This is a genomic window from Mesorhizobium sp. M8A.F.Ca.ET.021.01.1.1, from assembly GCF_003998025.1.
Lineage (GTDB): Bacteria > Pseudomonadota > Alphaproteobacteria > Rhizobiales > Rhizobiaceae > Mesorhizobium.
In genome coordinates, this window is record NZ_RZSJ01000117.1 from 1 (window position 1) to 12,988 (window position 12,988).

Annotated in this window: 13 protein-coding genes and 1 pseudogene; 13 read left to right on the forward strand and 1 reads right to left on the reverse strand. The window is 62.6% G+C overall.

Annotated elements, in window-relative coordinates; all coding sequences use genetic code 11:
• The first annotated feature begins 65 nt into the window (after positions 1 to 65).
• The 4 genes from EOA36_RS12135 to tsf all read left to right on the forward strand — a co-directional run bounded on the left by EOA36_RS12135 (position 66) and on the right by tsf (position 2,943).
• Entirely contained in the window at positions 66 to 344 is a 279-nt protein-coding gene (locus EOA36_RS12135; RefSeq protein WP_127277856.1) for a DUF4031 domain-containing protein, read from the forward strand.
• Entirely contained in the window at positions 341 to 952 is a 612-nt protein-coding gene (locus tag EOA36_RS12140; protein ID WP_127277848.1) for a LysE family translocator, read from the forward strand. Before EOA36_RS12135 ends, EOA36_RS12140 begins: the two co-directional genes overlap by 4 nt.
• A gap of 177 nt (positions 953 to 1,129) precedes the next feature.
• The gene (rpsB, locus tag EOA36_RS12145) at positions 1,130 to 1,912 is read left to right on the forward strand and encodes a 30S ribosomal protein S2 (RefSeq protein ID WP_023777441.1); all 783 of its coding nucleotides are present in this window, start codon (positions 1,130 to 1,132) and stop codon (positions 1,910 to 1,912) included.
• A gap of 110 nt (positions 1,913 to 2,022) precedes the next feature.
• Positions 2,023 to 2,943 (forward strand): translation elongation factor Ts, encoded by a 921-nt coding sequence (gene tsf / locus EOA36_RS12150; RefSeq protein ID WP_027142611.1) that lies wholly within the window; start codon positions 2,023 to 2,025, stop codon positions 2,941 to 2,943.
• A 13-nt stretch (positions 2,944 to 2,956) separates the two neighbouring features.
• Here the strand turns inward: tsf and EOA36_RS12155 are convergent, their stop codons facing one another.
• Positions 2,957 to 3,892, reverse strand: coding sequence for a LysR family transcriptional regulator (locus EOA36_RS12155; protein ID WP_127277849.1), 936 nt, complete (start codon positions 3,890 to 3,892; stop codon positions 2,957 to 2,959).
• 116 nt (positions 3,893 to 4,008) lie between these two features.
• Here EOA36_RS12155 and EOA36_RS12160 point away from each other — a divergent pair, with 116 nt between their 5' ends.
• The 9 genes and pseudogenes from EOA36_RS12160 to EOA36_RS12200 all read left to right on the forward strand — a co-directional run.
• Positions 4,009 to 4,536: a nuclear transport factor 2 family protein gene (locus tag EOA36_RS12160; RefSeq protein WP_127277850.1), complete on the forward strand. Its 528-nt coding sequence runs from the start codon at positions 4,009 to 4,011 to the stop codon at positions 4,534 to 4,536.
• 35 nt (positions 4,537 to 4,571) lie between these two features.
• Complete coding sequence (locus EOA36_RS12165) at positions 4,572 to 5,681, forward strand: aldo/keto reductase (RefSeq protein ID WP_127277851.1); 1,110 nt, start codon at positions 4,572 to 4,574, stop codon at positions 5,679 to 5,681.
• Between the two features lie 153 nt (positions 5,682 to 5,834).
• A pseudogene (gene pyrH / locus EOA36_RS12170) lies at positions 5,835 to 6,555 on the forward strand (UMP kinase).
• A gap of 108 nt (positions 6,556 to 6,663) precedes the next feature.
• The gene (gene frr, locus EOA36_RS12175) at positions 6,664 to 7,218 is read left to right on the forward strand and encodes a ribosome recycling factor (protein ID WP_027142617.1); all 555 of its coding nucleotides are present in this window, start codon (positions 6,664 to 6,666) and stop codon (positions 7,216 to 7,218) included.
• Positions 7,219 to 7,250: 32 nt separating this feature from the next.
• Positions 7,251 to 7,985: an isoprenyl transferase gene (locus EOA36_RS12180; protein WP_127277852.1), complete on the forward strand. Its 735-nt coding sequence runs from the start codon at positions 7,251 to 7,253 to the stop codon at positions 7,983 to 7,985.
• On the forward strand, positions 7,982 to 8,797 hold the full coding sequence (locus EOA36_RS12185) for a phosphatidate cytidylyltransferase (RefSeq protein WP_127277853.1): 816 nt from the start codon (positions 7,982 to 7,984) through the stop codon (positions 8,795 to 8,797). Before EOA36_RS12180 ends, EOA36_RS12185 begins: the two co-directional genes overlap by 4 nt.
• Positions 8,798 to 8,894: 97 nt before the next feature.
• Positions 8,895 to 10,037, forward strand: coding sequence for an RIP metalloprotease RseP (rseP, locus tag EOA36_RS12190; RefSeq protein ID WP_127277854.1), 1,143 nt, complete (start codon positions 8,895 to 8,897; stop codon positions 10,035 to 10,037).
• 217 nt (positions 10,038 to 10,254) lie between these two features.
• Entirely contained in the window at positions 10,255 to 12,630 is a 2,376-nt protein-coding gene (gene bamA, locus EOA36_RS12195; RefSeq protein WP_127277855.1) for an outer membrane protein assembly factor BamA, read from the forward strand.
• Positions 12,631 to 12,703: 73 nt separating this feature from the next.
• The coding region (locus tag EOA36_RS12200) for an LpxD N-terminal domain-containing protein (RefSeq protein ID WP_281040052.1) at positions 12,704 to 12,988 on the forward strand (285 nt) is incomplete at its 3' end.

Here is a 12,988-nt window from a genome sequence, read left to right on the forward strand (position 1 = left end):
AGACAAAGCCTTGCCCGGTATCGAAATAGCGGCGATGCGCAAGTGAGCTGGCCGTGGCGGGCATGATGGCGGTCTATGTCGATGCGGCGATCTGGAAGTGGGCCGGCCATCGCTGGTGCCACCTGATGGCCGACGACACCGACGAGCTGCACCGGTTCGCATCGCGGCTTGGCGTGAAGCGCTCGTCCTATCAGGGGCCGCCCAGGACATCGGCGCCACACTATGACATAACCGGCTTCGAGCGCGACCGCGCGGTACGGCTCGGCGCCATCGAATGCAGCCGCGAGGAGATCGTCGCGATCTTCCGGCGCGTGCGGGTGCCCAACGGAAAGGCCAAACTATGACACTAACGGCATTTCTGGCTTATTGCGCCGCTGTCACGCTCGCCGCCGCCACACCGGGACCCGCGATGTTCGCCGTCATCACCAATGGCGTGTCGCGTGGTTTCCTCCGCGCCTTCATAGCCGGCGTTGGGGTCGCCGCCGGCGATGCCGTACTGGTCACCCTGGCCCTGCTCGGGCTGGTGGCCCTGGCCCAGACATTCGAATGGATCTTCCTCCTGCTGAAATATGCAGGCGCCGCCTACCTGATTTTTCTCGGCGTCAGGATGTGGAGGGCCTCGACCGCGCAAACGAACGAGCCGCAGGCGGCACGGACGAGATTGTCGCGGTTCTTCTTCCTTGGTGCGTCCATTGCGCTGGGGAATCCGAAGGCGATTCTGTTCCATGCCTCGATCATGCCGTTGATTCTCAATCTCGACACGCTGACATTTGTCGACGGCCTGCTGGTGGTGGCCGTGGTCATCAGCGTCAATATCCTCACCATGGGTGTCTATGCCGGGCTTGCTGGCCGGGCTTCGGGCTGGTTCAGGACGCCCAGGCGCATGCGGCTGATGAACAGGTTTGCCGGCAGCGCCATGATCGGCACCGGAGCGCTGATTGCCGCACGCTAGGCGTTAAAGCGCTACACGGCTTGCGTTTGCAGCACTTCCCCTCTATATGCGCGCTCATTCCACACACGGACTTTGGTGTCTGCCCGGGAGAAATCCGGCTGAGACCTCCGGTGGCGTTCGAGGATTTCGGTCCACAAATGCCTGTGTCCGTGGAGGCTAACCGGAAAGGAAATGAGAATGGCACTGCCTGATTTCAGCATGCGCCAGCTTTTGGAAGCTGGCATTCACTTCGGCCACCAGACCCACCGCTGGAACCCGAAGATGGCGCCTTACATCTACGGCGCCCGCAACAACATCCACATCATCGACCTCTCGCAGACGGTGCCTTTGCTGCACCAGGCGCTGAAGCAGGTTTCCGACACCGTTGCCAAGGGCGGCCGCGTGCTGTTCGTCGGCACCAAGCGGCAGGCGTCCGACATCGTCGCCGATGCGGCACAGCGTTCGGCCCAGTACTACGTCAATTCGCGTTGGCTCGGCGGCATGCTGACCAACTGGAAGACGATCTCGAACTCGATCCAGCGGCTGCGCAAGCTCGACGAGATGCTGGCCGGCGAGGCGCAAGGCCTGACCAAGAAGGAACGCCTGAACCTCGACCGTGAGCGCGAGAAGCTCGACAAGGCGCTCGGCGGCATCAAGGACATGGGCTCGACGCCCGACCTGATGTTCGTTATCGACACCAACAAGGAGGCGATTGCCATCCTCGAGGCGAAGCGTCTCGGCATCCCGGTCGTCGCCATCATCGATTCGAACTGCGACCCGGACAAGATCGACTTCCCGATCCCCGGCAATGACGACGCGGCCCGCGCCATCCAGCTCTATTGCGACCTGATCGCCAAGGCTGCGATCGACGGCATCGCCCGTCAGCAGGGCGCGCTCGGCGTCGACATCGGCGCTTCGGTCGAAGCTCCGGTCGAACCGGCGCTCGATCCGGCTCCGGCGTCGGAAGCCCCAGAGGCTTGATAATCGAAGGCCGGCTTGCGGCCTTCATCTTTCTCATATTTTGGCACGCTAAACAGACGCACCGTCGAGATTCGATGGTGCGTCGGCGCATTTGAAACAAAGAGGCGACAATGAGCATTTCGGCTGCACAGGTCAAAGAACTCCGCGACTTGACCGGCGCGGGCATGATGGACTGCAAGGCGGCGTTGAACGAGACCAACGGCAACATGGAAGAGGCCGTCGACTGGCTGCGCAAGAAGGGCATTTCCAAAGCCGACAAGAAGGCCGGCCGCACTGCCGCCGAAGGCCTAATCGGCGTCGACAATGGCGTGCGCGAAGCTGCCGTCGTCGAGGTGAATTCCGAGACCGACTTCGTCGCCCGCAACGCCGCCTTCCAGGAAATCGTCGCCAACGTCGCCAAGGTGGCGCTTGCCTACGGCACGACCGAGGCTGTGGCTGCCGCGAAGTATCCGGGCTCCGACAAGTCGGTCACCGACACCATCAAGGACGCTGTCGGCACCATTGGCGAGAACCTGGGCTTCCGCCGCTCGGCCAAGCTGACCGTTCCGCATGGCGCGGTTGCGACCTACGTCCACAATTCGGTTGCCGATGGCCTTGGCAAGCTCGGCGTGCTGGTCGCGATCGAGACCACCGGCAACGAGCATGCCGCCAATGCCTTCGGCCGCCAGGTCGCCATGCATGTCGCCGCCACCAATCCGATGGCGCTGACCGCCGAGCAGATCGACCCGGCAGCGGTCGAGCGCGAGAAGGCCATCTTCTCCGACCAGGCGCGCCAGTCCGGCAAGCCGGAAGCGATCATCGAGAAGATGGTCGAGGGTCGCCTGCGCAAGTTCTATGAAGAAGTCGTGCTCTTGAAGCAGGCCTTCGTGCTCAATCCCGACATTACCGTCGAGAAGGCGCTGAAGGATGCCGAAAAGGAAATCGGCGCGCCCGCCAAGATCACCGCCTATCTGCGCTTCGCGCTTGGCGAGGGCATCGAGAAGGAAGAGTCCGATTTCGCCGCGGAAGTCGCTGCGGCGGTCAAGAAGTAAGCGTCCTACCGCATTATTGCGACTGTGTTTTTCGGCCTGATGTCCGCAAGGATGTCAGGCCGATTTCGTTTGCGGTGTCGATAAAGGCCCTGAGCTTCGGCGCCATCGCGGCGCGGCGCGGGAAGTAGAGGAAAAGGCCGGGTTCCTCGATCGCAGATTGCGGCAGAACCTGCACCAGGCGCCCGGCCGCCAGATCCGCGCGCGCCAGCGGCTCGAACATATAGGCCAGGCCTACTCCGGCGAGCGCCAGATCAATGGCGGCCAGCGAGTCCGTCACGATGGCCGTACCGCTGGTTTCCATGACCACATCCTTGCCATCCCAGGTCAAATCCCAGCGATAGAGGGCACCCGAGCGGACAAGCCGGTACCCGATGCAATTGTGGTTCGCGAGATCGGCCACGCTGCGCGGACGCCCACGTCGTCCGATATAGGCGGGAGAGGCGACGACGACGACTTTGAAGGGCGGCGTCAGTCGGATGGCCACCATGTCCTGCGCGATCATCTCGCCGAGCCGGATGCCGGCGTCAAAACCTTCGCCGACGATGTCGACCAATCCCTGATCGGCAAAAATCTCCACCGTAATGTCGGGATAGCGCTCGGCCATCGCGGCGACGACCGGCGTCACCGCCAATGGGATCGCGATGTTGGAGGCATTGATCCTGAGCAGGCCAGACGGCCTGCCCTTGACGCTGCGGATGCGGTCCATCTGCTCGGCAATGTCCTGGAGGGCAGGGGCGGCCGTTTCCACCAGCGCCTTGCCGGCCTCGGTCAGCGAAACGCTGCGCGTCGTGCGCGCAAACAACGGCTGGCAGATCCGCTCCTCGACCAGACGCACCGCATGGCTGACCGCCGACGGGCTCATACCGAGTTCGGCCGCGGCAAGCGCGAAACCGCCGCGACGTGCAACGGCGACGATGACAGGCAAATGAGAGAGCAGATCCCGATCCATTCATGAATGATATCGCATGGTCCTTGCGAACAATGCAATCTAATCGATGCCAAGACACCGATCCATATTGTCGCCGACACATCCGCGGTTGGCTGATGGCATTGAGGAGAAGAGACATGAATGCGTTGAAGTACGTAACTTTCGCGGCCGGCGTGGCGCTGTCACCGGTCGATGCCGGCGGGGCGGAACCATCCGGCTGGCAAGCGCTCGCGGACGAACGCGCGGTCATCCGCATCGCCGATGCCATCGACCGCGCCGTCGACGCGCAGGACTGGAAACTCGCTCGCAGCTATTTCGCGGATCGGGTCACCGCCGACTTCAGCAGCCTGTCCAGGCAGCCCGCGGCCAACATTGCGTCCGACGATCTGATCGGCGCCTGGGCCGGCAATCTCAAGGGCAGCAAGACCAGCCTGCACCTGCGCACCAATCACCAGGTCGTTCTCGAGGCGGACAGCGCGACCGTTCTGTCGAACGGCTATGCCTGGAACCGGATGGAGGGCAATGGCGATCCGCTGTGGGAAGTCTGGGGCACGTATGAGCACCACCTGACACGTTCTGGCTCCGTCTGGAAAGTCGATGGCTTCACCTTCCGCATGACGCATGAACGCGGCAATCCCTGGGTCAAGGCGACCCCGGGCCAATGACGCCCGCACCAACCGGATCAGGATCGGAAAAGACAATGACGATGAGCTACTACACACTCGGCAACAGCGGCCTGCGCGTCAGCCGGCTGGCGCTGGGCACGATGACCTTCGGCACGGAATGGGGCTGGGGCGCGGACCGGGACACGGCGCGCGCGATGTTCGACGCCTATGTCGAGGCTGGCGGCAATTTCTTCGACACCGCAGACCTATATACCGGCGGCACGGCCGAGACCTGGCTCGGTGAATTCGTGGCCGAGCGAGGCTTGCGCGACAAGGCGGTGATCGCCACCAAATTCACCATGAACTCGAACCCCGGCAATCCCAACGCCGGCGGCAATGGCCGCAAGAACATCATGCGTGCCGTCGACGCCTCGCTGAAGCGGCTGGGCACCGACTACATCGATCTCTATCTCATGCATATCTGGGACAGGCTGACGCCGGCCGAGGAAGTGCTGCGGACCCTCGACGATCTGGTTCGGGCGGGCAAGATACGTCACATCGGCCTGTCCGACGTGCCGGCCTGGTATGCCGGACGGGCTCAGGCGATCGCCGAACTGCGCGGCTATGAGCCGATCTCGGCGTTGCAGCTCGAATACTCCCTGGCGGAGCGTGCCATCGAGCATGAATTCGTGCCGTTCGGGACGCGCCATGGCGCCGGCATCATGGTCTGGAGCCCGCTGGCCAGCGGGCTGTTGAGTGGCAAATACCGCCCGGCGCAAGCGGGCAATGCCGGCCGGCTCGACGGCTTCCGCAACACCACCCATCCAGGCTTCCAGAAATTTACCGAGCACAACTGGGCTGTTGTGGCGGAGTTGGAGAAGGTCGCCGCCGAGCTCGGCCGCGGCATGGCTCAGGTGGCGCTCAACTGGGTGGCGACACAGCCAGGAATTGCCACCGTCATCCTTGGAGCAACGAGGCTTTCGCAGTTGCAGGACAATCTCGCGGCGCTCGATTTCTCCATACCGCCCGCGCTTCGCCAGCGGCTGGACAAGGTGAGCGGCACGCCGGCGCCGTTCCCGCATTCCTATTTCGGCCCCGAGATCCAGGTCCGTGTCGCCGGCGGTGTCGTGACCGGCGACAAGCCGTCCGGTTATGCATTGCCGGTGGTGGTCGAAGGCGAGGCCGTTGCCATCAGCAGCAATTGATCCAAAAAGCCTGGAATTTTGCACAAGGGCGCGGCGTGACATCGCTGCGCCCTTCGTGTATCCGGTCAACCCGTCATGACAGCACCGCCGGACGAAGCAGGAGGCCTTTTTTCGCCTTCGGAGCTTGCCGCGCCGGGATTTTCGAGGAACCAGATGACGGTGAAGCCCCTCTACCGACGTGTTCTGCTGAAAGCTTCGGGCGAAGCGTTGATGGGCGAACAGCATTTTGGCATCGACGTCTCGGTCGTCGACCGCATTGCCGGCGACATCGCCGAGGCGCGCGCGCTGGGCATCGAGGTGGGTGTCGTCATTGGCGGCGGCAATATCTTTCGCGGCGTGGCCGTCGCCTCCAAGGGCGGGGACCGCGTTACCGGCGACCATATGGGCATGCTTGCCACGGTCATCAATTCGCTGGCGCTGCGCACATCGCTGAACAAGATCGGCGTCGACGCCGTCGTGCTGTCCGCGATCGCCATGCCCGAGCTTTGCGAGAGCTTTTCGCAGCGCCAGGCGACCGCCTACATGAACCAGGGCAAGGTCGTGATCTTCGCCGGCGGCACCGGCAATCCGTTCTTCACCACTGATTCGGCTGCCGCGCTCCGTGCGGCCGAAATCGGCGCCGACGCGCTGTTCAAGGGCACGCAGGTCGACGGCGTCTATTCGGCCGACCCGAAAAAGGACCCCAGCGCGACGCGTTTCGAGCGCATCAGCCACGCCGAAGTCATAAATCGCGGCCTCGATCATGGATACGGCTGCGATTGCACTTGCGCGCGAAAACAACATTCCGATAATCGTCTATTCGATCCACGAAAAGGGCGGTTTCGGGGATATTCTGAGGGGCGGCGGCCGCTGTACGGTCGTCGCGGACGAGTGATCCGGGGCCTGATCCCGAAGAAGGGAAGCCGGGTTTCGAAATCAGGCTCGAACACGGGGCCTTGCCCCGAAGCAGTGAACCCGCGGCAGACGGGTCGAGGAGACTAAAATGAGTGGTGAGTACGACGATCTCAAGCGGCGCATGGATGGGGCAATCGCGGCGTTCAAGCATGATCTGGCCTCGCTGCGGACCGGCCGCGCGTCCAGCAACCTGCTCGACGCGATCCAGGTGCAAGCCTATGGCACCACCATGCCGATCAATCAGGTGGCCAACGTCACCGTGCCGGAGCCGCGCATGATCTCGGTCTCGGTCTGGGACAAGTCGATGGTCGGCGCGGTCGACCGCGCGATCCGGGAATCCAATCTGGGCTTCAACCCGATCGTCGACGGCACCAATCTGAGGATTCCGCTGCCGGAGCTCAACGAACAGCGCCGCAAGGAGCTGGTCAAGATTTCGCACGGCTATGCCGAGAACGCGCGTGTCGCCGCGCGCCATGTGCGGCGCGACGGCATGGACTTCCTGAAGAAGGCGGAGAAGGACGGCGACATCAGCGAGGACGACCAGCGCAAGCGTTCCGACCAGGTCCAGAAACTTACCGACGAAACCATCAGCACCATCGATCATCTGCTTTCCGACAAGGAAGCTGAAATCATGCAGGTTTAGGGTTGGCCCTTGGCTGATCCGAAAGCGAGATCATGACAACGCCCGCGCATGTCGCGATCATCATGGATGGAAATGGACGCTGGGCCAAGGCGCGCGGCATGCCGAGGCTCGCGGGTCATCGCGCCGGCGTCGAGGCGCTGCGCAAGGCGGTGCGCGCCGCCCCCGGTCTCGGCATCTCCTTCCTGACCGTCTATGCTTTCTCGTCGGAGAACTGGTCGCGGCCGAAGTCCGAGGTCAGTGACCTTATGGGTCTGTTGAAGCTGTTCATCCGTCGCGACCTTGCCGAGCTGCACCAGAGCGGCGTGCGGGTCAGGATCATCGGCGACCGGGCAGGGCTGCAGGCGGACATCAGGGGACTGCTCGAGGAAGCCGAATCGCTGACGATCAACAACACCTCGCTGACGCTGGTGATCGCCTTCAATTACGGCGGGCGCGACGAGATCGTCCGCACCGCGCGCAAGCTTGCCCTGGCCGTGGCGCGCGGTGAAATCGATAGCGAGGCGATCACCGCCGAAAGCTTTGCCGGCTCTCTCGACACGCAAGGCATTCCCGATCCGGAGCTGGTCATCCGCACCAGCGGCGAGCTTCGCCTGTCCAACTTCCTCTTGTGGCAGGCTGCCTACAGCGAACTCGTCTTCCTGCCCTGCTACTGGCCGGACTTCAATCGCGAGCACCTCGCCGAGGCCTTGCGCGAATATGCCGGCCGCGAGCGCCGCTTCGGCGGACTGGACCCGCAAGACGTCGCTTCGCGACCGGCCGCGGGATGAGCAACCTTCAGCTGCGTGTGATTTCGGCGGTCGTGCTCGCCATTGTCGCCCTTGGCCTGACCTGGCTTGGCGGCCTGCCTTTCCGGCTGCTGTGCGCGGTCATGTCGGCAATGATCTTTTATGAGTGGACACGTATGTCGCGGCCCGCCGCGGCCGACGGGCTTGGTTTGCTGCCGGAAGCGCTGATGGTCATTTTCGTCGGCGCCTTGATCGCTGGCCTGTCCGCATTGTGGCTGCTGCCGCTGGTCGTGATTCTGGTTGCGATAACGGCGACCAGCGCGGGAATTCGCAAAATCGGCCAGTGGGACGCTGGCGGCCTTGCCTATGCCTGCGCGTCGGGCCTGTCGCTTGCCCTGCTGCGCGATGGCGACCATTCGGGCCTCGTCGCCATTCTGTTCCTGTTCGCGGTCGTCTGGGCAACCGACATTTTTGCCTATTTTGTCGGACGCGCTGTCGGCGGGCCTAAACTGGCGCCGTCGATTTCGCCAGGCAAGACGCGTAGCGGCGCGTTCGGCGGGGCGGTCGGGGGCGTCGTCGCGGGACTTCTGCTGGCAGCCATTGCTGGCGCCGGCAACCTGGCGGTGCTCGGCCTTGTGGCGCTGGTGCTGTCAGTTGTCGCCCAAGCCGGCGACCTGTTCGAGTCCTGGGTCAAACGGCGGCACGGTTGCAAGGATTCCGGCGTGCTCATTCCTGGCCATGGCGGCATCATGGATCGCGTCGACGGGCTTGTCGCGGCCGCTCTTGCCCTATACGTCATCGGTTGGATTTCTGCGGGTGCCGACCATCCGGCACAGGGGCTGTTTCCCATTTGAATGCTGTCATGCCACGATCTGGCGCCGACGTGCCTTGGATTCGCCTGGATTGATGTCACAGTCACGCCGCGACCGCGGAAGAACTTGAGGGCCTGAGTTGAACGAGATTCTTCACGCGATTTTCAGCACCGAAGGCCTCTTTCTCGGCACGCTCGTGCCGTTTCTCTTCGTGCTCACCGTGGTGGTGTTCGTTCACGAGATGGGCCACTACCTCGTTGGCCGCTGGTGCGGCATCGGGGTCAAGGCCTTCTCGATCGGCTTCGGTCCGGAGCTCATCGGCTTCAACGACAGGCATGGCACGCGCTGGAAGCTTTGCGCCATACCGCTCGGCGGTTACGTCAAGTTTGTCGGCGACATGAGCGCCACCTCCAGCCAGCCGACATCGGAAGAGCTCGAAACGCTGACCGACGAGGAACGCAAGGTTGCCTTCCACACCCAGGCGATCTGGAAGCGCGCGGCAACGGTGGCGGCCGGGCCGCTGTTCAACTTCCTGCTGGCGATCGTGGTCTTTTCCGTGCTGTTTGCCTCCTATGGGCGTTATGTCGCGGAGCCCATGGTGGCGGAGGTTACCGCCGACAGCCCGGCGGCCAAGGCCGGCATTTTGCCTGGCGACCGATTCGTCAGCGTCGACGGCAGCAAGGTCGAAACTTTCGGAGACGTGCAGCGGCTGGTTTCGGGCCGGGCCGGCGACACCATCACCTTTGTCATGCTGCGCAACGGCAAGGAGGTCACGGTGACCGCGTCGCCGCGGCTGATGGAGCAGGAGGACGCGCTCGGCAACAAGGTCAAGGTTGCGGTGATCGGCGTCGTCAACAACAAGGAACTCGGCCAACCCCGTCTCATCACCTACACCCCCGTTGGGGCGGTCGCGGCGGCGGTTGAGGAAACGGGCCACGTCATCGAGCGCACCGGACAGTTCCTGCAACGCTTCGCGGTCGGGCGCGAGGACAAGTGCCAGCTGGGTGGCCCGGTCAAGATCGCCGACATGGCCGGCAAGGCTGCCAAACTCGGTTTCGAGTGGCTGGTGCAGCTTGTCGCGCTGCTGTCCGTGGGGATAGGCATTCTAAACCTTTTGCCGATTCCCCCCCTCGACGGCGGCCATCTGTTGTTCTACGGGGTGGAGGCCGTCATCCGCCGGCCAGTGTCGGAACGGATGATGGAAATGGCCTATCGGGCTGGTCTGCTTGTGGTGCTGTGCTTCATGGGGTTCGTGTTCTGGAACGATCTCTTTGGGTGCTGAAATCATGAAGGAATTTGGCCTGGGCATGGGCGATGTTGAGACGCCGTTTACCATGCACGGGGATATGAGTGACGCGAAAGCCACGCAACAGGGTTAAGTAAATACAAATTAACCAGAAGCCTTGCGTGTAGGGAAAATCCGGTTAATACGGTAGGGGAAATGACCGCACGTCCGGTTTTCTCGCCGTGGGGACTACGAGAAAAGGTTATTAAGCCCGATGAAGGCAGCATCCAAGTTTCTAAACGCCGCGTCAGCGGCGGCACTGTCCGCCGCTCTGGTCGTACCAGGTGCGTTCGCAGTGCAGTTCGTTGCCACATCGGCGGCCGAAGCCGCTGTCGTAAGCAGGGTTGAGGTGAGCGGCAACCAGCGTGTCGACGCCGATACCATCCGCAATTACATCACCATCAAGCCGGGCAAGGCTTTCTCCAGCTCCGATGTCGACGCCGCGGTCAAGGCGCTGTTCGGCACCGGCCTGTTCTCGGATGTCCAGATCAATCAGGTCGGCTCGACCCTGGTGGTCAAGGTTTCGGAATACAAGGTCGTCAACCAGGTGCTGTTTCAGGGCAACAAGAAGCTCAAGGACAACGCGCTTCAGGCAGCGGTTCAGCTGAAGCCGCGCGGCACGTTCTCGCAGGCCACGCTCGATTCGGACGTCGAGGCGGTCAAGGCCGCTTACAGGCGCATCGGCCGTGACGATGCCGGCGTGACCGCGCAGGTCATGGAGCTCGGCGACAACCGCGTGAACGTGGTCTTCCACGTCACCGAAGGCGATCGCACGCAGATCGCGGCAATCAATTTCGTCGGCAACAGCGCCTATTCCAGCCGCCGCCTGTCGGATGTGATCAACACCAAGCGTTCATCCTGGGTCTCGTTCATCCTGCGCGATGACGTCTATGACGAAGACAAGCTGCGCGCCGACCAGGAATTGCTGCGCCGTTTCTACTACAATCACGGCTATGCCGATTTCCAGGTCGTGTCCGCCGTCGGCGAACTCGACAATGCGACCAACAAATACACGGTCACCATCACCGTCCAGGAAGGCGATCGCTATAATTTCGGCGACATCAGCGTCGAAAGCACGATCCCGGAAGTGGACTCCAAGTCGCTGGAATCGGTGGTCGAAACCCGCAAGGGTGATGTCTACAACGCCAAGGATGTCGAAGACTCGATCATCGCGTTGACGGAAAAGGTAGCCGGTTCCGGCTATGCCTTCGCGCAGGTGACGCCGCGCGGCGACCGCAACTTCGAGAACCACACGATCTCGGTTGTCTACACGGTGGACCAGGGCACCAAGGCCTATGTCGAGCGCATCGAGATCCGCGGCAACGATCGTACGCGTGACTATGTCATCCGCCGCGAATTCGATGTCAGCGAAGGCGACGCGTTCAACCAGGTGCTCATCCAGCGCGCGAAGAAGCGCCTGGAAGACCTGAATTATTTTGACAAAGTCGACATTTCGACCGTGCCTGGCTCGGCCCCTGACCAAGTCGTGCTGGTCGTCGACGTGGTCGAGAAGTCGACCGGTGAGTTCTCGATCGGCGCCGGCTATTCGACCGGTGGCGACGCGGCCGGACCGTCGGTCGAAGGATCGATCACCGAGCGCAACTTCCTCGGCCGTGGCCAGTTCATCAAGCTGTCGGCCGGCGGCGGCAAGAACTCGCGTGACTACAGCCTGTCGTTCACCGAGCCTTATTTTCTCGGGCGGCGCATCGCTGCCGGTTTCGACATCTACAGGTCGACGCGGGAATACAACAACAACTACGACAGCGACACCACCGGCGCGACGATCCGCTTCGGGCTGCCGATCACCAACAGCATCACGACCCAGTTGGCGTATAATATCTCGCAGGAGAAATATAAGGTCGACGATAGTTGCGGTCCTACCTCCATCGGAGATCCCGACGGCAGCTGTAACATCTCACAGGCCATTCTGGACGGCATCGAGCAGAGTCCGTGGATCAAGTCTTCGGTCAGCCTGGGGCTGGTCTACAACACGATCGACGACATGAAGAACCCGCATGAGGGGATCTACGCCAACACGACCGTGGAGGTCGCGGGTCTCGGTGGCGATGCCAAATTCGTGAAGATCACCGGACGGGGCAGCATCTATCAGACGCTGTCCGAACAGCTTGACCTTGTCGGGCTCCTTTCGGGCGGGGCCGGTCATGTCGAGGGATATGGCAACGGCGACCTGCGCATCTTCGATCACTTCCAGAGCAACGACCGCATGATCCGCGGCTTTGCCTATGGTGGTATCGGCCCGGTTGCCAGCGACACCAGCGGTGACCACCTGGGTGGCACGACCTACTTCAACGCTTCGGCCGAAGCCCAGTTCCCGCTGCCGGTTGTTCCGGAGAGCTTCGGCTTGCGTGGCGCGGTGTTCGCCGATGCGGCGACGCTCTATGGCAGCAAGCTTGCGACTGGGCTGGTCGATCAAGATTCTACCGGCATGAAGTTGCGCGCCTCGGTCGGTCTCGGCCTGATGTGGGCCTCGCCCTTCGGCCCGATCCGTATCGACTATGCGATCCCGGTCAGGAAAGAGGCGAGCGACGACGTGCAGGAATTCAATTTCGGCATATCGACCCGCTTCTGATCGGCGGCCAACGATGCTCCCGGGTTTTGGATCCGGGAGAAATGTTCCGACCTAGCTGGATATAGCTTCTGGAATGACCGATCCGGTGTTCTTCGCGCCATCACGCCGGTATACGGCGGCCGAAGTCGCGAATCTGACTGGCTCGGTGCTTGTCGATTCGGGCCAATCCGACGTTTCGATCGAAGCGTTGGCGCCAGCCAGTGAAGGCGGCGCCAACGCGCTCGTCTTCGTCGATGGCAGGCGTAATTCCGCGCTGATGCCGTCGCTGCGGGCGGCTGCGGTGCTGTGTCCGGCGGAATTCGCGAACAAGGCGCCTCCCGGCATCGCCGTCCTGATCCATCCGCGGCCGCAACAGGCT